General features: G+C 47.3%; 29 protein-coding genes and 1 riboswitch. Of the genes, 13 read left to right on the forward strand and 16 right to left on the reverse strand.

The annotated features are described in order from the left end of the window. Positions 1-60 precede the first annotated feature (60 nt). The 4 genes from CHH53_RS09790 (at position 61) to CHH53_RS09805 (ending at position 2,017) form a co-directional block, all read left to right on the forward strand. Entirely contained in the window at positions 61-366 is a 306-nt protein-coding gene (locus CHH53_RS09790) for a YuzD family protein (protein WP_095215934.1), read from the forward strand. A gap of 72 nt (positions 367-438) precedes the next feature. Continuing rightward, on the forward strand, positions 439-675 hold the full coding sequence (locus CHH53_RS09795; protein WP_095215935.1) for a YuzB family protein: 237 nt from the start codon (positions 439-441) through the stop codon (positions 673-675). Between the two features lie 60 nt (positions 676-735). Beyond that, entirely contained in the window at positions 736-1,599 is an 864-nt protein-coding gene (dapF, locus tag CHH53_RS09800; protein WP_095215936.1) for a diaminopimelate epimerase, read from the forward strand. Positions 1,600-1,657: 58 nt separating this feature from the next. Further along, positions 1,658-2,017: a HesB/IscA family protein gene (locus CHH53_RS09805; RefSeq protein WP_095215937.1), complete on the forward strand. Its 360-nt coding sequence runs from the start codon at positions 1,658-1,660 to the stop codon at positions 2,015-2,017. Between the two features lie 61 nt (positions 2,018-2,078). On the opposite strand, the gene CHH53_RS09810 is transcribed toward CHH53_RS09805, so the two are convergent. Next, positions 2,079-2,681: an esterase/lipase family protein gene (locus tag CHH53_RS09810; RefSeq protein WP_095215938.1), complete on the reverse strand. Its 603-nt coding sequence runs from the start codon at positions 2,679-2,681 to the stop codon at positions 2,079-2,081. Positions 2,682-3,263: 582 nt separating this feature from the next. On the opposite strand from CHH53_RS09810, the gene CHH53_RS09815 reads away from it, so the two are divergent. Continuing rightward, positions 3,264-4,739 (forward strand): sugar porter family MFS transporter, encoded by a 1,476-nt coding sequence (locus CHH53_RS09815; protein WP_095215939.1) that lies wholly within the window; start codon positions 3,264-3,266, stop codon positions 4,737-4,739. Positions 4,740-4,812: 73 nt separating this feature from the next. Here CHH53_RS09815 and CHH53_RS09820 read toward each other — a convergent pair whose 3' ends face one another. The 3 genes from CHH53_RS09820 to CHH53_RS09830 form a co-directional block, all read right to left on the reverse strand. Continuing rightward, entirely contained in the window at positions 4,813-5,265 is a 453-nt protein-coding gene (locus tag CHH53_RS09820; protein WP_095215940.1) for an ASCH domain-containing protein, read from the reverse strand. A 124-nt stretch (positions 5,266-5,389) separates the two neighbouring features. Then, on the reverse strand, positions 5,390-6,187 hold the full coding sequence (locus tag CHH53_RS09825) for an MBL fold metallo-hydrolase (protein WP_095215941.1): 798 nt from the start codon (positions 6,185-6,187) through the stop codon (positions 5,390-5,392). Positions 6,188-6,288: 101 nt separating this feature from the next. After that, on the reverse strand, positions 6,289-7,272 hold the full coding sequence (locus CHH53_RS09830; protein ID WP_095215942.1) for an NAD(P)/FAD-dependent oxidoreductase: 984 nt from the start codon (positions 7,270-7,272) through the stop codon (positions 6,289-6,291). Positions 7,273-7,572: 300 nt separating this feature from the next. On the opposite strand from CHH53_RS09830, the gene CHH53_RS09835 reads away from it, so the two are divergent. Both CHH53_RS09835 and CHH53_RS09840 read left to right on the forward strand, forming a co-directional pair. Beyond that, positions 7,573-8,790 (forward strand): NAD(P)/FAD-dependent oxidoreductase, encoded by a 1,218-nt coding sequence (locus CHH53_RS09835; protein ID WP_095215943.1) that lies wholly within the window; start codon positions 7,573-7,575, stop codon positions 8,788-8,790. A 46-nt stretch (positions 8,791-8,836) separates the two neighbouring features. Then, on the forward strand, positions 8,837-9,076 hold the full coding sequence (locus tag CHH53_RS09840; RefSeq protein ID WP_095215944.1) for a hypothetical protein: 240 nt from the start codon (positions 8,837-8,839) through the stop codon (positions 9,074-9,076). Here CHH53_RS09840 and CHH53_RS09845 read toward each other — a convergent pair. The 3 genes from CHH53_RS09845 to deoD all read right to left on the reverse strand — a co-directional run bounded on the left by CHH53_RS09845 (position 9,032) and on the right by deoD (position 10,989). Beyond that, positions 9,032-9,505: a divergent PAP2 family protein gene (locus CHH53_RS09845; RefSeq protein ID WP_095215945.1), complete on the reverse strand. Its 474-nt coding sequence runs from the start codon at positions 9,503-9,505 to the stop codon at positions 9,032-9,034. The genes CHH53_RS09840 and CHH53_RS09845 overlap by 45 nt on opposite strands. A 74-nt stretch (positions 9,506-9,579) precedes the next feature. Continuing rightward, the gene (locus tag CHH53_RS09850) at positions 9,580-10,170 is read right to left on the reverse strand and encodes a biotin transporter BioY (protein ID WP_095215946.1); all 591 of its coding nucleotides are present in this window, start codon (positions 10,168-10,170) and stop codon (positions 9,580-9,582) included. Between the two features lie 108 nt (positions 10,171-10,278). Then, positions 10,279-10,989 carry a purine-nucleoside phosphorylase gene (gene deoD, locus CHH53_RS09855; protein WP_095215947.1) on the reverse strand — a complete coding sequence of 237 codons (711 nt, stop codon included), beginning with the start codon at positions 10,987-10,989 and terminating at the stop codon, positions 10,279-10,281. A gap of 194 nt (positions 10,990-11,183) precedes the next feature. Here deoD and CHH53_RS09860 point away from each other — a divergent pair, with 194 nt between their 5' ends. Then, positions 11,184-11,444: a phosphocarrier protein HPr gene (locus CHH53_RS09860; RefSeq protein WP_095215948.1), complete on the forward strand. Its 261-nt coding sequence runs from the start codon at positions 11,184-11,186 to the stop codon at positions 11,442-11,444. A gap of 69 nt (positions 11,445-11,513) precedes the next feature. Here the strand turns inward: CHH53_RS09860 and kapB are convergent, their stop codons facing one another. The 3 genes from kapB to CHH53_RS09875 all read right to left on the reverse strand — a co-directional run bounded on the left by kapB (position 11,514) and on the right by CHH53_RS09875 (position 13,954). Then, the gene (gene kapB, locus CHH53_RS09865) at positions 11,514-11,897 is read right to left on the reverse strand and encodes a kinase-associated lipoprotein KapB (protein WP_095215949.1); all 384 of its coding nucleotides are present in this window, start codon (positions 11,895-11,897) and stop codon (positions 11,514-11,516) included. Continuing rightward, on the reverse strand, positions 11,894-13,072 hold the full coding sequence (locus CHH53_RS09870; protein ID WP_095215950.1) for a MalY/PatB family protein: 1,179 nt from the start codon (positions 13,070-13,072) through the stop codon (positions 11,894-11,896). Before CHH53_RS09870 ends, kapB begins: the two co-directional genes overlap by 4 nt. A gap of 69 nt (positions 13,073-13,141) precedes the next feature. After that, a complete protein-coding gene (locus CHH53_RS09875; protein WP_095215951.1) occupies positions 13,142-13,954 on the reverse strand; it encodes an alpha/beta fold hydrolase in 813 nt (270 codons plus the stop codon). A gap of 265 nt (positions 13,955-14,219) precedes the next feature. On the opposite strand from CHH53_RS09875, the gene yugI reads away from it, so the two are divergent. Further along, positions 14,220-14,585, forward strand: a complete 366-nt coding sequence (gene yugI, locus CHH53_RS09880) for a S1 domain-containing post-transcriptional regulator GSP13 (protein WP_095215952.1) — start codon at positions 14,220-14,222, stop codon at positions 14,583-14,585. 44 nt (positions 14,586-14,629) lie between these two features. On the opposite strand, the gene CHH53_RS09885 is transcribed toward yugI, so the two are convergent. Beyond that, positions 14,630-14,863: a DUF378 domain-containing protein gene (locus tag CHH53_RS09885; protein ID WP_095215953.1), complete on the reverse strand. Its 234-nt coding sequence runs from the start codon at positions 14,861-14,863 to the stop codon at positions 14,630-14,632. 145 nt (positions 14,864-15,008) lie between these two features. Here CHH53_RS09885 and CHH53_RS09890 point away from each other — a divergent pair, with 145 nt between their 5' ends. Then, positions 15,009-16,355: a glucose-6-phosphate isomerase gene (locus CHH53_RS09890; protein WP_095215954.1), complete on the forward strand. Its 1,347-nt coding sequence runs from the start codon at positions 15,009-15,011 to the stop codon at positions 16,353-16,355. 44 nt (positions 16,356-16,399) lie between these two features. Here the strand turns inward: CHH53_RS09890 and CHH53_RS09895 are convergent, their stop codons facing one another. Then, the gene (locus tag CHH53_RS09895) at positions 16,400-17,401 is read right to left on the reverse strand and encodes a potassium channel family protein (protein ID WP_095215955.1); all 1,002 of its coding nucleotides are present in this window, start codon (positions 17,399-17,401) and stop codon (positions 16,400-16,402) included. A 67-nt stretch (positions 17,402-17,468) separates the two neighbouring features. Here CHH53_RS09895 and CHH53_RS09900 point away from each other — a divergent pair, with 67 nt between their 5' ends. Then, positions 17,469-18,272 (forward strand): phosphotransferase family protein, encoded by an 804-nt coding sequence (locus tag CHH53_RS09900; RefSeq protein WP_095215956.1) that lies wholly within the window; start codon positions 17,469-17,471, stop codon positions 18,270-18,272. Between the two features lie 45 nt (positions 18,273-18,317). On the opposite strand, the gene CHH53_RS09905 is transcribed toward CHH53_RS09900, so the two are convergent. Beyond that, entirely contained in the window at positions 18,318-18,875 is a 558-nt protein-coding gene (locus tag CHH53_RS09905; protein WP_095215957.1) for a thioredoxin family protein, read from the reverse strand. 111 nt (positions 18,876-18,986) lie between these two features. On the opposite strand from CHH53_RS09905, the gene CHH53_RS09910 reads away from it, so the two are divergent. Both CHH53_RS09910 and CHH53_RS09915 read left to right on the forward strand, forming a co-directional pair. After that, on the forward strand, positions 18,987-20,045 hold the full coding sequence (locus CHH53_RS09910; RefSeq protein ID WP_095215958.1) for a M20/M25/M40 family metallo-hydrolase: 1,059 nt from the start codon (positions 18,987-18,989) through the stop codon (positions 20,043-20,045). A gap of 57 nt (positions 20,046-20,102) precedes the next feature. Next, positions 20,103-20,250, forward strand: a riboswitch (FMN riboswitch). Positions 20,251-20,428: 178 nt separating this feature from the next. Continuing rightward, a complete protein-coding gene (locus tag CHH53_RS09915; RefSeq protein ID WP_095215959.1) occupies positions 20,429-21,007 on the forward strand; it encodes an ECF transporter S component in 579 nt (192 codons plus the stop codon). 195 nt (positions 21,008-21,202) lie between these two features. On the opposite strand, the gene CHH53_RS09920 is transcribed toward CHH53_RS09915, so the two are convergent. From CHH53_RS09920 to CHH53_RS09930, 3 genes are all read right to left on the reverse strand, one after another. After that, positions 21,203-21,583, reverse strand: coding sequence for a TraR/DksA C4-type zinc finger protein (locus CHH53_RS09920; RefSeq protein WP_095215960.1), 381 nt, complete (start codon positions 21,581-21,583; stop codon positions 21,203-21,205). 15 nt (positions 21,584-21,598) lie between these two features. Further along, positions 21,599-21,985: a PaaI family thioesterase gene (locus CHH53_RS09925; protein ID WP_095215961.1), complete on the reverse strand. Its 387-nt coding sequence runs from the start codon at positions 21,983-21,985 to the stop codon at positions 21,599-21,601. 91 nt (positions 21,986-22,076) lie between these two features. Then, on the reverse strand, positions 22,077-23,024 hold the full coding sequence (locus tag CHH53_RS09930) for a 1,4-dihydroxy-2-naphthoate polyprenyltransferase (protein ID WP_095215962.1): 948 nt from the start codon (positions 23,022-23,024) through the stop codon (positions 22,077-22,079). Between the last annotated feature and the right edge of the window lie 61 nt (positions 23,025-23,085).

A 23,085-nucleotide genomic window follows, 5' to 3' on the forward strand; every position in this document is an offset into this window, starting at 1 on the left:
TCCAACATCCTGTTAGTTACGGTAAACTGAAGGTAACAGCTTACGAAAGGGTGGGGGAGGATGACAACCAGGATCACCGTGTACGGCGCCGATATCATTTGTGCCAGCTGCGTCAATGCACCAAGCTCAAAGGATACGTATGAATGGCTGCAGGCAGCCTTGGCAAGGAAGTTCGGGAACAAGCAGTTTCAATTCGATTATATCGACATCCATGAACCGCCGGCGGATGAAAAACACAAACAATTCGCGGCAAAGGTGATCGAAGAGGATTTATTCTATCCAGTTGTACTGGTGGATGACGAGATTGCCGGAGAGGGGATCATTTCGCTCAAAGCGGTCTGCAAGGCAGTCGAGAAGTCAGCCTAGTTGTGCTCACATCCTGCATTGTGGTAGGATTATCACTTGATAGTGTTACATCCTAGAATAGGAGTGAGCGGGATGAATCCGATCATTGAATTTTGTGTGAACAATCTGGCCTCTGGCTCGCAGGAAGCCTTCGATAAGCTCGACAGCGACCCGGGTCTTGATGTGATAGAATACGGCTGTACAAGCTTTTGCGGCATTTGTGCGCAGCATTTATTTGCGCTGGTGAACGGGGAGCCGGTCACAGCTGAGACAGCGGATGAGCTTGTGGAGAATGTTTACAAGTTCATCGAAGAAAACCCGTTATTTTAATCGGCCGTGCGTCTGCTTTGGGCAGGCCATGGCTTTTTTCATAGTAGAGGAGAAGAGAGAATGGATATACCTTTTGTAAAAATGCATGGCTTGAAAAACAGTTATATTTTCGTGGATCTATTCCAATTCCAGCTGGAGGAAGAAAGCCTGGCGCCGCTTGCGATAGCTGCAGCAGACAGGGATACCGGCATCGGATCCGACGGCTTGATCCTCATCCATCCTAGTGAAACATGCGATGTCGGCATGCGCATTTTCAACCTTGATGGATCTGAAGCCATGAATTGCGGCAACGGTTTGCGCTGTGTTGCGAAATATGCTTATGAGAATAACCTGGTGGAAAGCGATACATTCACGATTCAGACAAAAGCAGGCCAGGTAGAAGCGAAAGTCCATGGAACCAGAGCGCATGTGCATGAAGTGACGGTGGATATGGGCGCCCCGATCTTGCAGCGCGAACTGATTCCGATGCAAGGTGCACCTGCACAGAAGGTAGTAGCCGAAGACTTCCAGGCAGGCGAAGAACAGCTTTCGGTAACAGCAGTGAGCATGGGGAATCCGCACGCGGTATTCTTCGTCGATGCTATCGATGATGCGCCGCTTTATACGCATGGTCCCATCATTACGAATGACCCGCGGTTCCCGGAAGGAGTCAATGTGGAGTTCATCGAGATGCTTTCGGATACAGAAATGCATTTCCGCGTCTGGGAACGCGGGTCGGGTGTGACACAGGCATGCGGAACGGGTGCTTGTGCAGCAGTCGTGGCCGCCATATTGAATGGCAAAGCATCTTTCGGGGAAGAAGTGACCGTCCATCTGAGCGGCGGAGATCTGTTCATCCGCTGGGAAGAAGACGGATCTGTCTGGATGCGCGGTGCAGCCGAAAAGACAGTATCTGGGACATTCCATTGGGAGCGCGGTGCTTGAGCATCTTCATTTAGGAGCGTATACTGAAAGATAAGATAGAAAAGGGGAGGTAACCTGAATGGTGTTGAATATTACAGACAGTGCCAGCCTTCAGATCAAGGACATGCTGAAGGAAGAAGACGCAGAGACTGTCTTTCTCCGCTTTGGTGTCAAAGGCGGCGGCTGCAGCGGTCTTTCCTACAGCCTCGGTTTCGAATACGAGAAGAACGAAGAATTGGACACATTCGAAGTGGTCAACGATATCCCGGTCATCATCCGCTCCATGGATATCCCGGTAATCGACGGAACCACGATCGATTTCAAACAGAACATGATGGGCGGCGGGTTCACCATCGATAACCCGAATGCCATCGTCAGCTGCGGCTGCGGTTCGTCGTTCAAGACAGCGACGAATGCTGGTACGCCGGAGAATTGCTGATATAAAATAGTAGACCTTCCTTATCATCCACGGATGACGGGGAAGGTCTTTTCATTATGTCCTATTCTTGGAGAGCTTCTAAGATATGGTTGTTTACTTGGTAACTATTTAACAGTCCGATATGGGACACACCGTATATGCGTATATTATTCGCGCCATATAGAGTGGATAGATAGGAGCTTACAATGCGATCACTTGTCGAGTAGATGGATGTGGTATCGATGCCTTCTGGAGCGACACTCGTTGTAAGTCGATTGGCGCCGCCTAAGGTGATCAGCTTATCCACTTTATCCTTGCCGCCTTTATTCAGGATATAATAAAGGCTGTTTGCGCCGCCCATGCTATGGGCAACGATATTTACTTTGTCACTGCCTGTTTCCTCCAGTACATCATCAACGAATCTTTGGATGGCAGTGGAATTCAATTCCTGATGTCCCTGTTTGCTTGGCAAATCAATTGCATATAGCTCATCGCTCGAGTAGCCGTTTCTCTCCAAATATCTTTCGATGAAATAGAAGTTGGAGTCCGATCCAGTTAAACCGTGGACGAAGACAATAGGTGTGTTCCCTGTTGCAGCATATGCTTTCGAGGGCTGGAATTGGCCGCCCAATGTGAAGGCGATTGTAAACATGATGATCAATAGTGCAAGAAATTTCTTTTTCATTCAGGCTTCCTCCTAGTATCTATTGTTCTATTAGATTGTAATATGATTTCAGAAAAACCTGTATTGGGAAACTTGTCCATGAAATTGTCGTTTTCTTGCATGCAGAAAATGAATGATGAGGCAATATATCAACCTTCTATCTAGTTGGGGACTAATGGTATTTCCCAGTTGAAAGATGCGAGAGGGGCTTAGTATGTAATTATAGTTGATAGGGAGTTTTTAGGAGGGAATGGAATGATATCATCAGTAAAATCTTAAAATGCGTCAACAATGCATCGCGTCACGCTCGATGCATTTGAGGAATACAGATAAGCCGCGCCTCCGTTTCTGTCATTGACAGGAAAACAGTCCTAAGACCTGATGGTGCAGAGATAGAAACGGTCTTTATGACCAAAAAGGTATAACAAGCTAAAAACGCTCTTCAGTAAGACTGTTGCGCGGGTGATGAAAATGTTATACAAAAAAAGATGATTATTTTAATAAAAAACGGGTATATATCTCCTATTCACCCATACAAACAGCCGAGGGTGAAAGCATTGTTTGTACAACAAACTACATGCGAAAAATGGAGGAGAGAAGAAGATGGACAAACAAGCTAATGGCAGAGGGCGTGTCCCTCAAATCGATGATGATGGTCGAAGTTCGAAGCGGAGGCTGAGACTGATTGCTTTCATCTCTACCTTCGGAGGTTTACTATTCGGATATGATACGGGTGTCATCAATGGGGCCCTGCCTTTCATGGGACAGGAAGACCAGTTGAATCTGACGCCGTTGACAGAGGGGATGGTGGCAAGTTCCTTGCTTCTTGGAGCTGCAGTCGGTGCAGTATCCGGAGGGAAGCTTGCGGATAAGGTCGGACGCCGCCGTGTCATTTTATACTTAGCTGTCTTATTCTTTGTGGCAACTTTAGGCTGTTCTTTCGCGCCGAATACGGAGACGATGATTGTCTTCCGCGTATTGCTCGGACTCGCTGTCGGGGGTGCATCGGTAACGGTTCCTGCATACCTTGCGGAGGTTTCTCCATCTGAATCGCGCGGGAAAATGGTGACGATCAATGATTTGATGATCGTCACTGGTCAGCTGCTTGCTTATTCTTCAAACGCATTGCTTGGGAACCTATTCGGTGATACCGCCCATATTTGGCGCTATATGTTGGCGGTTGCGACATTGCCTGCGATTGTACTATGGTTCGGTATGCTCGTCATGCCGGAGAGTCCAAGATGGCTGGCTCAGCAGGGTATGCTGAAAACAGCATTTCAGATTCTCTTAAAGATCCGCCGCAAAAATCGGGCAAAGCAAGAAATGGAACAAATCAAGAAAACCGTGGCAAAAGAGCGGAGTATAGATAAAGCATCCTTTAAGGACCTGGCCATTCCATGGATCAGAAGAATCGTCCTTATCGGTTTAGGTATCGGGGTCATCCAGCAAATAACTGGTGTCAACTCCATCATGTATTATGGTACGCAGATTTTAAGTGATGCAGGATTTGGCCGGGATGCAGCATTGATAGGTAATATTGCCAATGGTGTCATTTCCGTTGCAGCTGCCATCTTCGGTATATGGTTGTTAGGCAGAGTACGCCGCAGGCCGATGCTGATAACAGGTTTCATCGGAACGACAAGCGCACTGCTTTTGATTACCATCGTGACGACTTTCTTTGAGGGGACTCCTGCACTGCCGTATTTGGTGCTGGGGCTCACTGTAACATTCCTGGCCTTCCAGCAAGGCGCGGTGTCTCCTGTCACATGGCTGATGCTGTCCGAGATCTTCCCGTCACGCATTCGCGGAATGGGGATGGGAATCGCTGTATTCTTCCACTGGATGACGAACTTCACTGTAAGTTTGACATTCCCGGTGCTGCTTAGTGCAATCGGATTATCCAGCACATTCCTCATCTTTGTCGTCCTGGGTATCGCTGCGATTATCTTTATCCATAAATGCCTCCCAGAAACAAAGAATCGTTCATTGGAGGATTTGGAACAAGATTTCCGTCAAGAGACGATTCGAAAGACGGTGCCTAATTTGAAAGAGAAAACGGAATTCACTGGAAGAGCATAAAATGAATCCAGTCTGGAAACAGCCAATATCCTCGAATGAAAAGACGCTTGGAACTTTTCCAAGCGTCTTTTCATCATTCTTTTATATCCACCAATTCAAAGCGCTCACATACCAGCTTCATATCTTCTGCAAATTCGAGTCCTAATTTTCCAAGCTCTTCCGTAAAGAATTCCACATGGACATCTTTCCAGTATTGATATGTTCTGTCGCCTTCCCCTTCGGCAATGGCAAACTCCTCCGGGACCTCATTCATCGGCATTATTTTTACATCAGAGGTCCTGATGATAGCCAGTGGTTCATCCTTGCTGCTTAAGATGATGCTGTAATCATCAACGGAGGGCAAAGGCTCGTTTTCGAGTTCATAAAAAATCAGTCCGGAACATGTAGCTGTTTTGATACCATCCATTACCAGCTGAGCCAAGTGATCGGGATCGGCACCGAATTGCCAAGCACTGACTTTGTCTGGTTTTGGTTTGTTGCGGGACTGCCAGAATTGGTCCCAATAAGACTGTGCTGCTTCATTCATCTCTCTCTCTCCCTATCCAGAATTAGACAATTCCAAATCATTATATCATTGAGCCTATCCCCTTTGTTATAGAAAAAAATTATCCCATTCTTGTGAATGGGATTCGTCATGTGTTTATCGAATTTTATTCATTCGCTTCCGTCAGCTTTTTAAGTCCTTCCTCCAATTCTTCCAAGAAAGCAGGCATGCCATGGCCAGTCCCGGCTGCTTTTGGGTGCAGATCCTTCAGTTTCCGGATCGAGCGGTAAGCTTCCTGCTCATCCATGGTGAAGTAGCGGGGAGGACCGTTGAATTCCTTATGCTGTGTCAGTACCTTGTGCAGTGATTCCTGCTGGACAGTCGTGAATGCGTCGCCGGCAATCAACACTTTGTCTTCCGGCTGAAATAAGCTGATGTGACCTGGTGTATGTCCGGGTGTATGAATCCATTGCCATCCAGGCAGATGAGGTACTTGGTGATCAAGCGGGATGAGCCGGACGTGCCGGCTCAAATCGATGCCCGCATTCGGGAAGGTTTTGGACATTTTGGTGATCAGGCCGCCGCCAGCATTTGTATTGCCTTCCGGATAATCCAGCTGGCCGGTCAGATAAGGCAATTCCAATTCATGTGCATATACAGGTACATTCCATTCTTTCACCAGCTCCACTATACTGCCGACATGATCGAAGTGACCATGCGTAAGGATGATACAGGCTGGTGTTGCTCCTTCTCCAAACAGCTCGGCAGCTGCCTGCTTGATATTGCCTGCCGTATCGGGTACACCGGCATCGACAAGCACCCATTCTTTTGTATCTGGATTTTCGATGAAGAAGATATTGACGATCCTGTCAAGATAACCATGGACAGTCGGGGAGACCGTCGTTTCCTTTCCGCTCTTGATCGAGGCAAGCGGGATCAAGCGATGTTCGAATTCGTTTTCCATACAGTTCCTCCTTTATCGCTACTAGTCTGTGAAAGAAGGGCTTCCTTATACAAGAAGCCATAAAAAAACACCGGTTTCCTTATAGGAAACCGGTGCGGTGATTAAAACATGCTTGTGGAATGCTTCGGTTGCACACGAGCATCTGGATCGATATATGTTTTGGCATTATTGATGGCTGTCGGACCTTCGCCGAAACCAGAGGCGATCAGGTTGACCTTGCCGGGATATGTGCAAATATCTCCTGCTGCATAGATACCAGGGATATTCGTTTCTTGTTTTGTATTGACGACGATGCTGTTTTTCTCTATTTCCAGATCCCATTGCTTGATCGGGCCAAGGGAAGAGACAAAGCCATAGTTTACGAGCACTTCGTCGACATCGATCGTTTCTTTTTCTTCGCTTTTCACTTTTTGCAGGACGACTTGCTCGATACGGTCGGTACCCAGCATCTCGACTGGCGTATAAGGGGTCATGATTCTTACATTGGACTGCATAAGTCGTTCCACGCTGTGCTCATGAGCCCGGAATTCATTACGGCGATGGACGAGGATCACCTCTTTTGCAATCGGTTCGAGCATCAGGGCCCAGTCGACAGCGGAATCGCCGCCCCCTGCCAGCAATACACGTTTGCCGGCGTATTTCTGCATATTATCCACATAATAGTTCAAGTTGACACCCTCGAACTCATCACATCGTTCAACCGTCAAGCGGCGCGGCTGGAAGGCGCCATTTCCTGCGGTGATGATGATGGTCTTGGAGAAATGTACACCCTTGTCCGTTTCGATGCGGAATGTATCATCTTCCAAACGCTCGACCCTCTCGACTGACTCACCGAGTGCGATCGTCGGATCGAAGCGTTTCAGCTGTTCCATAAGGTTGTCCACCAATTCCTGTGCACGAATCTGTGGGAAGCCTGCTATATCATAGATGTATTTTTCCGGGTATAGGGCAGAAAGCTGTCCGCCGACTTGGGGAAGGCTTTCGATGATTTTGACACTTTGCTGACGCATCCCACCATAGAATGCGGTGAAAAGTCCGACTGGACCTGCACCGATGATGGTCACATCATATACTTGATCTGACATACCGGTTCCTCCTAGTATTTTTAAACGTAACAACTGGTATTTTATCATAGTTGCCGAAATATGAGTAAGAAGAAGGATTTTTATCTGTTTGGCAGTCTGCGCAGTGACAGGATCTCCTTCCCTTTTTTTGGTTGATAAAAGGAAAGAAAACGTTTACCATAATATTGATGAAGGTTTTGTGACAGTTTTATGTTTTCATCTGTTTTATAAAGTGAATAGTATCACAAACAAAAAATTAATGTTCAGTCAGGTTGTTGCAAGCTTTGTAAACCCAAACTATGTTAATGGATGTGATCGAAGATGAACAAACCGAAAATTGTGATCGCAGGAGCAGGCTACGGCGGCTTGATCACGACTGTGAAACTTCAGAAACTGATTGGAGCGGACGAGGCGAGTATCACACTCGTCAACAAGCATGACTATCATTATCAAACGACTTGGCTCCATGAGAATGCAGCCGGTACAAGGCATCATGACCAGACGCGCATTGCGATCAAGGATGTGATCGATGCGAAAAAAGTCAATTTCGTCCAGGATACCGTGACGAAAATCAAACCGGATGAAAAGAAGCTGGTGATGGAGAATGGCGAGCTCTCCTATGATTATCTTGTCGTCGGACTCGGCTTTGAGCCAGCGAACTTCGGCATCGAGGGACTTCTTGATCATGCGTACATCATCCGGAGCATCAATTCCTCCCGTCTGATCCGGGAGCATATCGAGCATAATTTCGCTGTATATAATAATGAAAAAGAAAAGAAAGAAGAGCGTTTGAATATCGTCATCGGCGGGGGCGGCTTCACGGGCATCGAGTTTGCCGGAGAGCTGGCGGAACGTGTTCCCGAACTGTGCAGGGAATATGATATCGACCGGGACAAAGTGAGAGTCATCGTTATCGAAGCCGGGGCATCCGTCATGATGGGATTCGACCCGCAGCTGGTCGAGTATGCCCTGAATTCCTTGGAATCCCGAGGCATCGAATTTCAGACGAATGCCTTCCTCAAGGAAGTGAAACCCGACAGCATCGTCTATGAAAAAGCAGGCGAAAGACATACCGTGAAAACCAATACGACTGTATGGGCAGCCGGTGTCAAAGGCAATTCCATCCTTGAGGAATCCGGTTTTGAAGTGAACCGCGGCAAGGTGATGGTGACAGAGGACCTACGTGATCCGAATCATGACGATATTTTCATCGTTGGCGACTGTGCTGCCGTCATGAATGAAGAAACAGGCAAACCTTATCCTCCGACAGCGCAATTGGCTACTCAAATGGGATATAACTGCGCACAGAATCTAAAAGCACTCATTCGCAAGGAAAGCAATACGCAGAAGTTCGTTCCGGATATCAAAGGTACGCTTGCTTCCCTGGGAGGCGGGGATGCCATGGGAATCGTGATGGGCAGGAAACTTTTCGGAAAACCGGCTGATGTAATGAAGAAGGCGTCGGATAATCGTTATCTCTATCAGCTGGGCGGTGTGGGATTGGTCTTGAAAAAAGGGAAATTCAATATTTTCAGCTGAAAAAAAGCAGCCAAGCGGCTGCTTTTTGGTATAGGTAGACATCCAGTTGTCGATGCTGTTACCAGAGGTGAAGGATATGATCCTGCGTTGGTGCAAAAGAATGCTGCTTGGTACCCTCTGGCTTGCAGCTATGTATGTGACATGGAGCCAGCTGACCAATTTGACGGTGGAAGATGTCATGAAATATGAACAAAGGCAGCTTCCTGTTCACGATTCAGGACTCAAGCAGCTGCATCTGCCATCAAAACAGCAAATAGATGACAAGGGAAATGGCGATGCCGGTTAAGGCCCCGAAAAAGACTTCAATCGGCTGGTGGCCGAGCATCTCCCTGATTTCACGATTCTTTTCGAATTCTTGTTTACTGCCCCAGTTTTTTGCTTCCTCGACAAAGCGCTGGAAATCCTTCAGGAGCAAATTCAGCAGGATGGCTTGCTCGCCTGCTTGCCTTCTGACTCCGGATGCATCAAACATGATGATGATGCTAAAAACGAAGGAAGCAGCGAATAAGGGGGAGTCAAGTCCGCTTTCAAAACCAATCGAAGTGGTAAGGGCAGCAACTGCGGCCGAATGGCTGCTCGGCATTCCTCCCGTACTGAATGCTAAATCAGGCTGAAGGCGCTTATCTGCAATCGCACGGATCGGCACTTTGATTACTTGTGCGAATACAATGGCAATCAATGCACTCCATAAGGGCAGATTGTGGAACAATGACATGTGCTGCGACATCCTTTCGGGGAAAAGCTATAATATATAATGTAATCATTATAACTAAATTTCCCTGAGAAATGTCATTTAAACGAAGTATTATATGTTACTTTACCTTTCCCGAAAGCATGGGCCAATCTCGGGTAAAACAGTGCTGCAAGTATGGAGAGGCTGAAATCCTTGATCAGGAATGGAATCATGCTGATCCAGGCTGCCGAATAACTTATATCCACGCCCATCCAAAGCTGCATGGCGCCATACATATAGGTGACCCCGATAAGATAATTCACCAGCACGCCAGCGATCACCGCAACAAAAACACGAAATCGAAAGTTAGCTTTTTCCATGATGAATCCAGCAATGAAAGCAATAGGAATGAAAGACAGCAAGAAACCGCCAGTAGGCCCGGCAAAGACAGCAAAACCGCCCGAGAGATCCGCGAAAATCGGCAGCCCAGTCAAACCAAGCAATACATAACAAATCATGCTGTAGGATCCCCATTTATAGCCTAACAGCAAACCAGCCAATAATGCGAAGAATGGCTGCATGGACAACGGCACTGTTTGTCCGCCGATCGGCACAGCAAGAAAAGGCAGCCAGACCGAAATATTTGCACCGACGGTCATCAAGCCGACAAACATTGCACTTGCCGTCAATTTTCCAGTACGATTCATGAATCATCAACTCCTTGCAGAAATAGTAAACGAGGAGTGTTTAATTGTCAACCTAATTTTTATTAGGGTTTACAATTTGGGTGAAGAAAAGGCATAGAAGCCCTTCTTCTATGCCTGGATTGCTGCATCCAATGCGATTTCCATCATGTCGCTGAATGTAGTCTGACGCTCTTCGGCCGTTGTTTCTTCACCTGTCAGGATGTGATCGCTGACGGTAAGGACGGACAGAGCCTGACAATCATGCTTCGCTGCAAGTGTATAAAGTGCGGTTGTCTCCATTTCAACAGCCAAAACGTTATAATCTGCCAATTTCCCGTAGAATTCCAACGTATTGTCCCGGTAAAAGCGATCGCTTGTAAAGACGTTACCGACACGGATATTCAAGCCTTTTGCTTGTCCAGCCTGATATGCTTTCAGCAGCAAATCAAAGTCAGCTGTAGGTGCAAAATCGACTGTGCCGAATTCCTGACGGTTGATTTGGGAATCGGAGCTGGAGGTGGATGCTAGGATGACATCACGAACATTTACGTCTTTTTGGATAGCGCCGGCAGTACCGACACGGATCAGTTTTTTCACACCGTAGCTCTGAATCAATTCATTTACATAGATGCTGATGGAAGGGACGCCCATACCCGTACCTTGAACGGAGATTCTTTCTCCTTTGTATGTACCAGTATAGCCATACATTCCTCTTACTTCGTTATAAAGCTTTGCATCTTCCAAAAATGTTTCAGCGATGTATTTTGCGCGCAGCGGATCACCAGGAAGCAGGATTTTGTCCGCAATCTGGCCGGCTTCGGCATTAATATGTACACTCATGACAGCACTCCTTTTTGCTAGATGTGTCAAAATTACCACAAAAATGAGATAAACTCAAACTTATGCCATGGAGCGGTTTTTAAACTTAAAAAAGTGGCGTATCCATTTAAAACCGCTTTCTTATCTCCTATAATGAATGATGTTATAACATTCACATTTAACTTAGATGTACATAAGCTTTGGAGGGAATCAACATGCAAGAAAAGACTTTCACAATCACAAGCGAAACGGGCATCCATGCGCGCCCGGCAACCTTACTCGTCAATAAAGCCGGCCAGTTCAATTCTGAAATTGAACTTTCATACAAAGAGAAGAAGGTTAATTTGAAATCGATCATGGGGGTGATGTCGCTGGGTGTCCCTCAAGGGGCACAAGTGGTCATCACCGCAGATGGCAATGATGAGGAAGCTGCGCTGGAGGCTATCGAGGAAGTTTTGGAAAACCATTTGAGCTGAAAAATCTCTGGGTCCAGGGAGCTTGAGGAAATTGATAAAAGGCAGGAGCTGAGCTCCTGCCTTTTTCGTTCATTTGAAGTAATCTTGTTCCAGCGAGTCTATATTTGAGAGTACAAGCTCACGATAGGCGGAATCGGGCTGATCATTCAAATCGTCCTTCAGCTCCTTCAATGCTGCCTGCAAAGAGGCGGGATAGTCTGGGATGTCATCCGTGAATGCCGACACTGCCGTCTTCGGTATATTCGCTTTTTCATGGTGGGCAAGCGCCCGTCTTTCATGGAAGAAGACACCCTCCGTTTCCTTCGGATTGTGCAGGTCGCCTTGCTGCGGATGTTTCAGGACAGCCAGTACTTCCACTAAATAGAACTTGCCGCGTTCTTCCTTGATCTTACCGACATAGACGCCGGTTTTGTATCGTGCTTTCACAACACTGCCGATTTCCACTGTGCTCATCTTGCTGCCTCGAATTCCTGCAGGCTATTCTTCAGCCGCGTGAGGGCGTCGCGCATCGTTGCTGGCGGACAAGCGATATTCATCCGGACAAAACCAGTTCCGGCTTCGCCGAATTGAACGCCGTCATTGAATCCCAGCTTGGCCTTTTTAGCAAAGAAATCCATCAATTCTTTTTGTTCCAGATTCATATTGCGGCAATCAAGCCACATCAGATATGTGCCTTCCAGCGGTGCAAGCTGGATCAGCGGATTATCCGCCAATGCTTCTTCCGCCAGCTTTTTATTGACTGCCAATATATCAAGCAGACCATCCAGCCATTGTTCACCGTCTGTATAAGCAGCTTCCATTGCAGCAACCGCCATCGTATTCAGCATATGGAACCCTTGCTTGGAGAATGTCCCTTGCAGCTGCTTGCGCTTTTCTTCCTGTTCAATGATTGCATAGGATACTTGCAATCCTGCTAAATTGAATGTTTTCGATGGCGATAGGAAGGTGATCGTCCGTTTAGCCATGTCTTCGGATAAAGAGGCGATCGGAATGTGCCGATATCCTTCATGGATCAGATCAGCATGGATCTCATCCGACAGCAGCAGCACATCATAGGTCCCGCATAGCTCTGCCAGCTGCCCCAGCTCCTCTTTTGTCCAGACACGACCGACTGGATTATGCGGATTGCATAGGATCATCGCCTTTGCTCCTGCCCGGAAACAGGCTTCCAACTGTTCGAAATCCATTCGGTATGTATTGCCCTCGGCGATTAATGGATTTTCCACAAGTTTGCGATCATGTACTTTGACAACATTATAGAAAGGAGCATAAACAGGTGTTTGGATGACGACTTGATCTCCAGGTTCGGTGAATGTCTGAATTGCCATATGCAGACTGGTCACAACTCCGGGGCTATACAGGAGCCAGCTTGGTTTTATGCGCCAGCCATGTCGTTTTTCGATCCAGCTGGAAACGATTCTGGAGATGCTCGCATCCGTGATTGTATAGCCATATATGCCATGTTCAGCCCTGTTTTTCAAGGCATCCACCACAGCTTGCGGCGATTGGAAATCCATATCCGCAACCCACATCGGCAGCACATCTTCCCCTCCATATAAAGCCTTCAGGTTGTCCCATTTTACAGATCGGGTATTCCGACGGTCATGAACTATTTCGAAATTATGCATGGTCCCATTCCTTCCATTATTTCTTTCTCCCATTATATAAATAATTGCTTCGAAAAGCGAAAGGCTTGTTCATCCCATATACGAGACCAATGTTTCAGGTGTCTCCTCCGGAAGGAGATGACCAGCATCGGGAAGGACATGAAGCGTGGCATTGGGAAGCTCGGCAACCAGGCGATAGCCGATGGAGGGCGGAAGCAATGGATCCCGATTCCCCCAGAAAATCATTGTCTCTGCTTGTATCTGCTGCAAGCTGTCATTTGGCAGATCGCCTCCCCTTGTCCGGATGAAGGCAGCCAGGGCAGGATAAAGCTCTTTTGCCATGAATGGAATGCTGTATGCCACTACCATGCGCAGTGTGACCTTATCGGGATCGGCAACGAGATGGCGCAGGAATCCAACGACACTGCTTGCTTCGAATATAAGCCGCATCATGGCAGGAAACATACTGGATGAGGCCAGCAGGCTGCTGAATGCATCGGTTGGCAGCATATAGCTTGAGGGGGCAAACAGGAATAATTTATTAATGCGGTGAGGATATGCAAATGCAAGCCGCATCGCGATTTGACCGCCCATGGAATGACCGGCGACATCCAGTTTTTTGATATGCAAATGATCCAGAAGAGAGACGGCAAGACGAGTATAGTATTCATAAGAAAATGCCGTTTTGGCACTTTTGCCGCTATTGCCGAAAGGCGGGAAATCCATTGTCAGCACATGGTATCGCTTGCGCAGCTTTGGGATCATGCGATGGAAACAGTATCCCGAAGCCAAGAAACCATGCAGCAGAAGGATCGTACTCGAGGTATGATCGTTGCGGGATGGATAAAGACGGTAATCAATAGCTATTTCATCATGATGGAAGGTGTGGTTCGAGTAAGACATCCGGCGTTGCCCCTTTGCCTGCAATTAGCTTTAGTTTCGGCCGTTTTCCCCTTTATATGCAAAAAAAGGGCAAAGCGATGTGTATCGCTTTGCCTACAGGGGGAATACGAGAAAGTCTTACAGTATCATGTATTGCCAAAATACTTAGGATGCAAACCTATTCTGGAGAAAAAATCATTATTTTATAATTTTTTGCCGAATCCAACTTACTGTGTTAGAATTGTTTATTGCGAATAAAAGTAGAAAAAATCAGGAGTTGTTTAGTATGGCAGAGAAGTTTGAAACAGGACAAGTATTGACAGGAAAAGTAACAGGAATCCAGCCTTATGGCGCGTTCGTCGCTTTGGATGAGCAAGTGCAAGGCTTGGTTCACATTTCCGAAGTGACGCATGGTTTCGTCAAAGATATCAATGAACACCTATCCGTAGGCGATGAAGTAAAAGTCAAAATCCTTGATATCAACGAAGAAAACGGCAAGTATTCTCTTTCTATCCGTGCGACGGAAGAGGCTCCTGCCAAAACGCAAAACAGTCCGAAACAAGCTGTGTCCGAAGATGCACCGGCAGGCTTCAACACATTGAAAGATAAACTGCAGGACTGGATCAAGCAAACAGAAGGCAACCGCAAATAATGGAAAAACCCCCTGCATCAGGGGGTCTTTTTTGATTTATCCGTTTATGCCTTGGTTGTTGTCGCTTCTTCGACTTCTTTACGCTCCAGGAAAAGAGCGGAAATCGACACTAGACCGGCCAAGCCGACAAGGCTGTAGATGATCCGCGGCAAAGCAGCGGCTTGACTGCCGTTTCCGAAGATACCTGCAACCAAGTCGTAGTTGAATAAACCGACTAGTCCCCAGTTGATCGCACCGATGATGACTAGGACAAGAGCGATACGCTGTACTAAATTCAACTGCATAACCTCCATTTCATGAAGCGGGATGATAAATCTTTCTTAGCATGCGTTTGTTGGATGATTTTATTCCTGCAACAATTCTTGCTTTACTTGTCCAGTTTCGGTAAAGTTGCAGTAGTAAGCAGTTTCAAGGAGGATGAATATGACACACATCGGATTCGATTTTAAGAAAGCGATGCCATATATCGGGGAGCAGGAGCTGGATTACCTGGCACCGCTCGTCCAGGCTGCGCATGAACAATTACATAATAAAACAGGTGCGGGTAATGATTTCCTGGGCTGGCTAGATTTGCCGACGGATTACGACAAAGATGAATTTGCCCGTATCAAGCAGGCAGCAGAGAAGATTCAATCTGATTCGGATGTCCTGCTCGTTGTCGGAATCGGCGGTTCCTATCTTGGTGCCCGTGCGGCGATCGAAGCCTTGACACACAGCTTTTTCAACGTGCTATCCAAGGAAGACCGCAAAGCACCCCAAGTCTTCTTTGTCGGCAATAGCATCAGTGCGCCGTATTTGAATCAGCTGATGGATGCAATCAAAGGCAAGGATGTCAGTGTGAATGTTATTTCCAAGAGTGGTACGACGACGGAACCGGCAATTGCCTTCCGTATATTCAAAAAGTACCTGGAAGAAAAGTACGGGGCAGAAGAAGCACGCAAACGGATTTATGCGACGACGGATAAAGCAAGAGGGGCATTGAAAACACTCTCTTCCAAAGAAGGCTACGAATCGTTCGTCATTCCTGATGATGTGGGCGGCCGTTTCTCTGTCCTGACAGCAGTGGGATTATTGCCGATAGCGGCAGCTGGCGTCGACATCGACAGCATCATGGCTGGTGCGCAAAAGGCGCAGGAAGAACTGGCTGTAGCCGATCTGAAGGAAAACCCAGCATATCAATACGCAGCAGTCCGGAATGTTTTGTATAACAAAGGTAAAAATATCGAGCTTCTCGTGAACTATGAGCCATCCCTGCAGTATTTCAGTGAATGGTGGAAGCAGTTGTTCGGAGAGAGTGAAGGGAAGGACCTGAAAGGATTGTTCCCGGCATCCGCCAACTTCTCGACAGATTTGCATTCCCTTGGTCAATATGTCCAGGAAGGACGCCGCGACCTGTTCGAAACAGTCGTGCATGTCAAACAGCCTGTATCCGATGTGACGATCGAAGCCGAGGAAGAGGATCTGGATGGACTGAACTATCTTGCAGGACAGACAGTCGATCAAGTGAATCACAAAGCGTTCCAGGGAACATTGCTTGCGCATACGGACGGAAATGTCCCGAACCTGGTCGTGGAAGTCCCGGCGCTTGATCCATTCAGCTTCGGCTATCTTGTGTACTTCTTCGAAAAGGCTTGTGCGATCAGCGGATACTTGCTTGGTGTGAATCCGTTTGATCAGCCGGGAGTGGAAGCATATAAGAAAAATATGTTCGCGCTTCTTGGCAAGCCTGGCTACGAGGAAGAAAAAGCAGCCTTGGAGAAAAGATTATAAACAACGTATGAATCCCTTCTTGCCATCATGGCAGAAGGGATTTTTCATTCGATATGCTGCAGGGTGATGATGCAGTCTTCCCTGTGCATCGGCTCTTGGAAATCCGGGCTCATATCCATGTTTTCCCCTCGCATATATCCGATGGTTGTCTTGTCTTTGCGGGCGAAATGACGGCTTGCTTCAAAGTAACTTTTACCGACTAATTCACTTGGCAAAGGGATGACACGGATTTCCTGTTCTTTCAGGAAATGCATCAGCAGCTCCAGATGACTTCTCTTTTCTTTATGATACACTTCATGGAAAAACAAGGTACTGACGAAATCGTTCGTCCTGATCACGACATCCGCTCCGGCACGGCGGAGATTCTCTTTTTGATTATGAGTCAGCACTTCTGCCACGATATGAAGATGAGGATTATTCCCGCGCAGAGCGATGGTGGTCAAGATTGTCATGTAATCGATTTGTTTTTCGTTTTTACCCGAGTTTGCTGTGATGATGGCGGTGGTCGCTTGCTGGATCTTTGCTTTTTGAAGCGTCTTATCCTCTGAAGCATCGCCGCGGATGAAGTGCAGCGGATGCTCCCTGTAGGGCAGCTGGGTCAATGTCTGATCGATCAAGACGACTGGCTGTTCCGGATGTTTTTCGGTCAGCCGCCGAAGCAGTGTCCGGGCCCGTTCATTCCAGCCAACAATGATGATATGATTGGATCCTTTGAATTCGGTCAGCCCTTTGGAGAGATCCTGGGTATATTTTACGGTGCCTGCCGCGATGGTGGCCAAATAAAAAGTGAACAGACCTGCTCCTGAGAGGATAAGGATAATTGCAAGGATCTTACCATGTAACGTTTCCGGAATGATATCACCGTAGCCGACAGTGGATGCTGTCACGAAAGCCCACCAAATGCCGTCAAAATAAGTGGGGAATTGCTTCGGTTCGATATAATGCATACAGATCCCAAAAACCAGCATGACGGTAAGCACGGTGGAGAAGAGACGAATGAAAATCGGCAGACGAAAATAGAAGCGTCGCAAAAACTGGGTGACCAACCTATCCCTCCTCTTTTTTTGTTAGTATATGTATATTCAGCTGATTTAAACGGAAAGGGGGAGGCAGATGAAGGATCTGACTGCGTTGGCATGGCTGGAAGCATTCATCCAGGAGCCGATCAACGAATGGGAAGTCATTGATACAGGCTGGGATCATGAAGTGCATGTGCTGAATGATAGCTGGGTGCTGCGGATACCGAAAGGGAAAAGGGTATTAAAATTGGCGGAGCAGAAGCTATTATCGGAATTACAGCTACAGGCTGACATCAGGCTGCCCGCATTTCAAATCCGTACAGCTCCGGATGGTAAAGAGGTGATGCTTTATCGATATATTCCCGGCTGTCCGATTTCGAGGGATCTTCCGCCTGCAGACTTGAAAAAGGCTGCCATCCAATTGGGTACTTTTCTCACCAAGCTTCATCATATCGATGCTTCCGGCCATGGATTACCGGAACGGGATAAAGCCTATTATGGACTGCTGCTTGAAAAAATAAGACGTTTTTATCCGAGCATGCCGGCTCGTCTCACTAATTATACGGAGAGATTATTTTCGGTCCTGCAGACCGAACGAAGAGCAGCGGTACATGGAGACTTAAGAGCGGCACATATTTTATGGGAGCAAACGAGCGGGAAAATCGGCATCATAGATTTCACGGATGCGCATATCGGCGACCCAGCTATTGATTTTGCTGGGATTTCCCAGGTGGGTGATACGTTCATGGAGCAAGTGCTTCTTCATTATGAGGGTGATAAAGAAGGCATTTCTTTGCGGGCAAGTCAATTATGCCAGCTGGGTTTTTATTATCGTCTGCTTCAAAATGGACCAAGCAAGTCATTGTTGGAAGAGATGGAGCGCAGGTTGATCAAATAGCATATACCTTTGGTAAAAAGCAAAAAACATCCAGATTGGATGTTTTTATGCTTCCTCAAGTCCTCTTTTCATGCTTGCATATACGCACTGCCAGAAATCATGATTGTCCCGATAGGATTTTGTGATGAAGGTGAGCATTTGATCACGTTTTTCCTCATATTCAGGAGCATCCTTATCAGGCAGGCTGTTGAATGATTCATCGATATATACTTGGAGCTCGGGAGCACGCGGACCCCATTTTGCCACTTCATCACCATTTTGATTGATGAAGATGATGATCGGAATGGAACGGCTTTTGCCATTCGTCAAGTATCGGTCCATCAGTTCGAGGTTTTCATCGCGTCGGAGGATGCGGACATCGATTGCGCCTGCCTGAGCGATATGATAAAAGATCGGCAGATTCAGCATGGCATCTCCGCACCAATCTTCTGTCAGCACGATGGCACGAAGCTTTTGGGAACGGAGTGTGCTGAAGAATTCCGTATCAGCTGGAAGCTCATAGTGATCGTAAATATGCATTGTATTTTCTTTATGTGTTTGCATGGAGTCCAGATATGCATCGATATGGATCCCTTTATCAAACCATTCATTCAATGTCGTCATTTGTTTCATCCTTTCTGATGTTTAGTTTACCCGACCAATCGTCCAAACTAAACAAATAAGCTTCTGTTTATGCTACAGTGTAATAAGACTACATAAAAAGGCGGAATGGATATGCAACTAGATAATCAGGATTTTTTGATGGAGCTGCTGCGGACAGCTTCACCGTCCAGCTTTGAGATGGAAATACAGAAAAAATGGATCAAAGAATATGCACCATTTGCGGATGAAATGCGAACAGATGCGTCAGGCAATGCTATCGCAGTCATCAATCCGGAAGCGAAATTCAAAGTGCTGCTTGCCGGGCATTGTGATGAAATCGCGATGGTGGTAACGGGAATCGATGAAAATGGCTTCCTCCGTATTGACGAAATGGGACGTTTTAATGCAAAAGCAGCACTTGGTATGACTGTACAGGTGCTTGGATATGGTAAGACGATACCGGGTGTCGTCGGCGTGAATGCGATGCATCTTGGAGGAATGAAGGGCGATTTCGAGCTGCCGGATCTATATATAGATTGCGGTGCCAAATCCAAGCAGGAAATCGAGCAATATGTGCAGGTCGGGGATTTGATCGTGTATCAGCGTCAGCCGTCTGTATTGATGGATCGTTATTTGACAGGACGGGGACTGGATAACCGTACTGGTTCTTTCATTGTCGGGGAAGTCATCCGCCGGCTTAAGGAAGAGAAGCTGGATGTCGGTGTATATGCAGCCAGTACCGTGAATGAAGAAACGAATATGGGGGGTGCATACTTCGCTGCAGCCGGTATTCAGCCGGATTTGGCGATTGCCTGTGATGTGACGTTCGCTACCGACCATCCAGGAGTGAACCGTCGGAAGGTAGTCGAAGTCAGCTTGGATGGAGGTCCTGTATTGGCCAAGGGAGCTCCGATCAATCGCAAGGCGAATCTCCTGCTGGAGCAAGCAGCGAAAGAGCTCGGCATTCAGCTGCAATACGAATTGACGCCGCGCATCACTGGCACGGACGCAGATAAGATGCGTTATTCGGGCAGGGGTGTATCGACGGCGCTTGTCTCCTTGCCGCTTCGCTATATGCATTCCCCGGTAGAAACAGTCAGCCTGCAGGTCATCCAGCAGGAAATCGATCTCTTGGTAAAATTCCTGACAAACCTATCTGGTGAAGAAAGCCTGAATCCATTGGACCTGTGAGCATAAGGGTTGCAAATGTATGGAAAGCAGGTATAATATAATGACAAACTAAATCGATTCTATCTTCGGGGCAGGGTGCAATTCCCGACCGACGGTGACAGCAGCGGGAGCTGCTGAAGTCCGTGACCCGCAGGACGATTGTTCTGCGGCTGATCCGGTGCAATTCCGGGACCGACAGTGAAAGTCTGGATGGGAGAAGATACGAAGCAGAAGACGGATGCCGTACTGGCCATCCTTGTTTCCATGTGAGAAACGTCTTCTTGCTTATTTGCGTATATGCCAAGCCCCTGAGCGCCATGCTCCGGGGCTTTTTGACGTAAATAAGCTGCTTCCCCTTCATCAAGAGTTAGAATCGATAAACAAGATGAAGGAGGAGAACGATCATGCGTTCATCCAAGTTGACTAAAACAATCACTTTTGCTTTATTGGGAGCGATCAGCATGGTACTTATGCTGCTTAATTTCCCGCTTCCGATTCTGCCGGCTTATTTGAAGATCGACTTCAGTGAAATACCGGTATTGATAGCGGCCTTGCTGTTTTCACCGCTGGCAGGTGTAGCTGTCGAAGCAATCAAGAACTTATTGTATCTTATTTTCACAGGAGCCGGGGATCCGGTAGGTGTCGCAGCCAACTTCCTGGCAGGCATGCTATTCGTCATGCCGGTTGCATACTTCTATCATAAATTCAGGGCAGGCAAAAAAACACTCATCTCCGGATTGGCTACCGGTACTGTTGCCATGGCAGTCGGGATGAGTGTGCTGAATTATTTTGTTGTCCTGCCGCTATATAGCATTTTCTTGGGCTCTCCGGTCATGAGTGCCGATGCGAAGTGGGCAGCGGTCATTGCTGGCATCCTTCCTTTCAACCTTGTGAAAGGCATTGTCATAGCGATTGTCTTTGTTCCGCTATTCGCGAAATTGAAGCCTTGGTTCGCCAAGCGCAAACGAACAGCAGCAGCCTAAAAGCTCCCCCAAAGAGGGGGAGCTTTTACCATGATGTAAAACAGTTATTGCAAAGACCGGCAGTCCGTGCTACAATAACCAAGCGATGAGCTGAATTGCATAAGTCGGTAAAGCACGTCTTTGACACGTGTGGATGTGGCCGCACGGCTTTACACGCCGCAATTAACAAAGGCACCCTGCGAGGGTGCCTTTTTCTTATGGCCTTCTTTCTTCTATTTCTTCCTGTTCCTCCACGAGCAGCCGGGCCGTCGGCTCCGCCTCCAGCCGTTCCTCAGGGATGGGCTTGCCGGATTTTTCGCTCAACCCATAAGTGCCTTCCTCGATGCGATCCAGTGCATCCTCGATGTCACGTAAACGCTCCCGCGCTGATTCTTTGAGCGTTTGTGCTGTCTCGCGATCATGCATCTCCGTCCCGAGATCGCCAGGGTGATTGACAACGGTCGACATTTCGCCGATGGAGTCAGTGGGGAATTCTTTGGCAGCATCATAGCTATCGTTCCCTTTGATCTGTTCTTCTGCTTCTTCCTTCATTGCAAGTAATTGTCTGCGGAAAGACGCCAATTTATCTTTATCCATTTAACTCATCTCCTTTTACTGCCGTTTCGTTTTCACTGCCAGGGTACAGCGTGCGATAGAGAGCAGGTTTTTGTTCTCATCCGAAATGCTGATTTGCCATACCATGGTCGATTTTCCGATATGGATCGGTGCTGCAACAGCGGTCACGATTCCGGATCGGACACTATGCATGTGGTTTGCATTGATCTCCAGACCGAACACGGCCTGTGTGGCTGGGTCTGCATGCAGATTGCCGCCGATGCTTGCTGCTGTTTCAGCCAATGCAACAGTGGCACCTCCGTGCAAAAAACCCATAGGCTGTCGATTATGCGGCCCTACTGGCATTTCCATGACAACTTGATCTTTGTTTGCCTTCACCACCCGCATTTGCAGCTGCTCCATTAAAGTGTTTGAGAAGTCCATGATAGTTACCTGCTTTCTGTATGTAATGTATTTCCCGTACTGGATTGTATTAAACCTATATAAAAGAGCGGGCTGTGTGCCCGCTCTCCGCTCAGAATGAAAATGGTACGAACTGCTGGATCAGCAAAGCGATCACGAGCAAAAGACCATAAATCGTATTTGTTTGTCCTGTAGCCTTCATTGCAGGCATCATCTCAAGCGGTTTTGTCTTTCCGATGAAGCCTCGGTAAGCATCGCGGGCTTTCTTGATACTTAACAATGTAATGACAGCCCAAATCGGAAGCAGTCCCACTGCGATGAATACCGCAGTGATCAAATAACTGATGATGAACCAGATACCAAGGAAGGTAACGCCTTTTTTGCGGCCGAGCAAGACTGGTACAGTCCGTCTGCCATTTGCTTTATCCCCATCGTGATCACGTAAATTATTGGCAAAGTTGATGCATGCAATAAAGATGGTGACCGGTATGCTGATCAATACGACACTGCCGGTAAGTGTATCCGTCTGGATATAGTACGTAATACAGATGATGATGGCACCCATGAAAACACCGGATGTCAATTCGCCGAATGGTGTATAGGAAATCGGATAAGGACCGCCTGTGTATAGGTATCCGCAAAGCATGCATGCGAGACCGATCAATGCGATATACCAGCTGGACTCCATGCAGATATAAACACCCAGCAGCATGCTGATGGCATAAAATGTCAACGCAAGTGCCAGGACGGTTTTCGGCTTGATTCCATCCCGTACGATTGTACCGCCGATTCCGACAGACTGCTCATCATCAAGTCCGCGGACAAAATCATAATATTCATTGAACATATTCGTCGCACACTGGATCAGGATGCAGGCAAGCAGCATGGCTCCAAAAAGCAGCCAGTCGATTTTGCCATCCAATGCAGCGAGCGCCGTTCCGATGAAGACAGGAACGAACGAAGCAGTCAATGTATGAGGACGCATCAGACGCCACCAGATTTGGAAGCCTTCGCGCTCATTAAGTGCTTGTCGCACATTATCGTTTCCGATCGATTGCATAATACTTTCTCTCCTTAAAAATGCAGGGCATTATATCATATTAATTTTAGGGAAACAAAGA

The organism is Terribacillus sp. 7520-G, assembly GCF_002271665.1.
Classification (GTDB): domain Bacteria; phylum Bacillota; class Bacilli; order Bacillales; family Amphibacillaceae; genus Terribacillus.

What these genes read in the sequence shown, in the direction of transcription:
- dapF (WP_095215936.1), top strand. Translation starts at nt 736, where the DNA reads ATGGATATACCTTTTGTAAAAATGCATGGCTTGAAAAACAGTTATATT.
- CHH53_RS09890 (WP_095215954.1), top strand. Translation starts at nt 15,009, where the DNA reads ATGACACACATCGGATTCGATTTTAAGAAAGCGATGCCATATATCGGG.
- CHH53_RS09875 (WP_095215951.1), bottom strand. Translation starts at nt 13,954, where the DNA reads ATGTCTTACTCGAACCACACCTTCCATCATGATGAAATAGCTATTGAT.
- CHH53_RS09835 (WP_095215943.1), top strand. Translation starts at nt 7,573, where the DNA reads ATGAACAAACCGAAAATTGTGATCGCAGGAGCAGGCTACGGCGGCTTG.
- deoD (WP_095215947.1), bottom strand. Translation starts at nt 10,989, where the DNA reads ATGAGTGTACATATTAATGCCGAAGCCGGCCAGATTGCGGACAAAATC.
- CHH53_RS09795 (WP_095215935.1), top strand. Translation starts at nt 439, where the DNA reads ATGAATCCGATCATTGAATTTTGTGTGAACAATCTGGCCTCTGGCTCG.
- kapB (WP_095215949.1), bottom strand. Translation starts at nt 11,897, where the DNA reads ATGAGCACAGTGGAAATCGGCAGTGTTGTGAAAGCACGATACAAAACC.
- CHH53_RS09815 (WP_095215939.1), top strand. Translation starts at nt 3,264, where the DNA reads ATGGACAAACAAGCTAATGGCAGAGGGCGTGTCCCTCAAATCGATGAT.
- CHH53_RS09830 (WP_095215942.1), bottom strand. Translation starts at nt 7,272, where the DNA reads ATGTCAGATCAAGTATATGATGTGACCATCATCGGTGCAGGTCCAGTC.
- CHH53_RS09925 (WP_095215961.1), bottom strand. Translation starts at nt 21,985, where the DNA reads ATGGACTTCTCAAACACTTTAATGGAGCAGCTGCAAATGCGGGTGGTG.
- CHH53_RS09820 (WP_095215940.1), bottom strand. Translation starts at nt 5,265, where the DNA reads ATGAATGAAGCAGCACAGTCTTATTGGGACCAATTCTGGCAGTCCCGC.
- CHH53_RS09905 (WP_095215957.1), bottom strand. Translation starts at nt 18,875, where the DNA reads ATGACGACATTGAATGAATGGTTTGATAAAGGGATCCATATCGATGCA.
- CHH53_RS09825 (WP_095215941.1), bottom strand. Translation starts at nt 6,187, where the DNA reads ATGGAAAACGAATTCGAACATCGCTTGATCCCGCTTGCCTCGATCAAG.
- CHH53_RS09845 (WP_095215945.1), bottom strand. Translation starts at nt 9,505, where the DNA reads ATGTCATTGTTCCACAATCTGCCCTTATGGAGTGCATTGATTGCCATT.
- CHH53_RS09920 (WP_095215960.1), bottom strand. Translation starts at nt 21,583, where the DNA reads ATGGATAAAGATAAATTGGCGTCTTTCCGCAGACAATTACTTGCAATG.
- CHH53_RS09805 (WP_095215937.1), top strand. Translation starts at nt 1,658, where the DNA reads ATGGTGTTGAATATTACAGACAGTGCCAGCCTTCAGATCAAGGACATG.
- CHH53_RS09850 (WP_095215946.1), bottom strand. Translation starts at nt 10,170, where the DNA reads ATGAATCGTACTGGAAAATTGACGGCAAGTGCAATGTTTGTCGGCTTG.
- yugI (WP_095215952.1), top strand. Translation starts at nt 14,220, where the DNA reads ATGGCAGAGAAGTTTGAAACAGGACAAGTATTGACAGGAAAAGTAACA.
- CHH53_RS09930 (WP_095215962.1), bottom strand. Translation starts at nt 23,024, where the DNA reads ATGCAATCGATCGGAAACGATAATGTGCGACAAGCACTTAATGAGCGC.
- CHH53_RS09810 (WP_095215938.1), bottom strand. Translation starts at nt 2,681, where the DNA reads ATGAAAAAGAAATTTCTTGCACTATTGATCATCATGTTTACAATCGCC.
- CHH53_RS09900 (WP_095215956.1), top strand. Translation starts at nt 17,469, where the DNA reads ATGAAGGATCTGACTGCGTTGGCATGGCTGGAAGCATTCATCCAGGAG.
- CHH53_RS09915 (WP_095215959.1), top strand. Translation starts at nt 20,429, where the DNA reads ATGCGTTCATCCAAGTTGACTAAAACAATCACTTTTGCTTTATTGGGA.
- CHH53_RS09870 (WP_095215950.1), bottom strand. Translation starts at nt 13,072, where the DNA reads ATGCATAATTTCGAAATAGTTCATGACCGTCGGAATACCCGATCTGTA.
- CHH53_RS09910 (WP_095215958.1), top strand. Translation starts at nt 18,987, where the DNA reads ATGCAACTAGATAATCAGGATTTTTTGATGGAGCTGCTGCGGACAGCT.
- CHH53_RS09860 (WP_095215948.1), top strand. Translation starts at nt 11,184, where the DNA reads ATGCAAGAAAAGACTTTCACAATCACAAGCGAAACGGGCATCCATGCG.
- CHH53_RS09790 (WP_095215934.1), top strand. Translation starts at nt 61, where the DNA reads ATGACAACCAGGATCACCGTGTACGGCGCCGATATCATTTGTGCCAGC.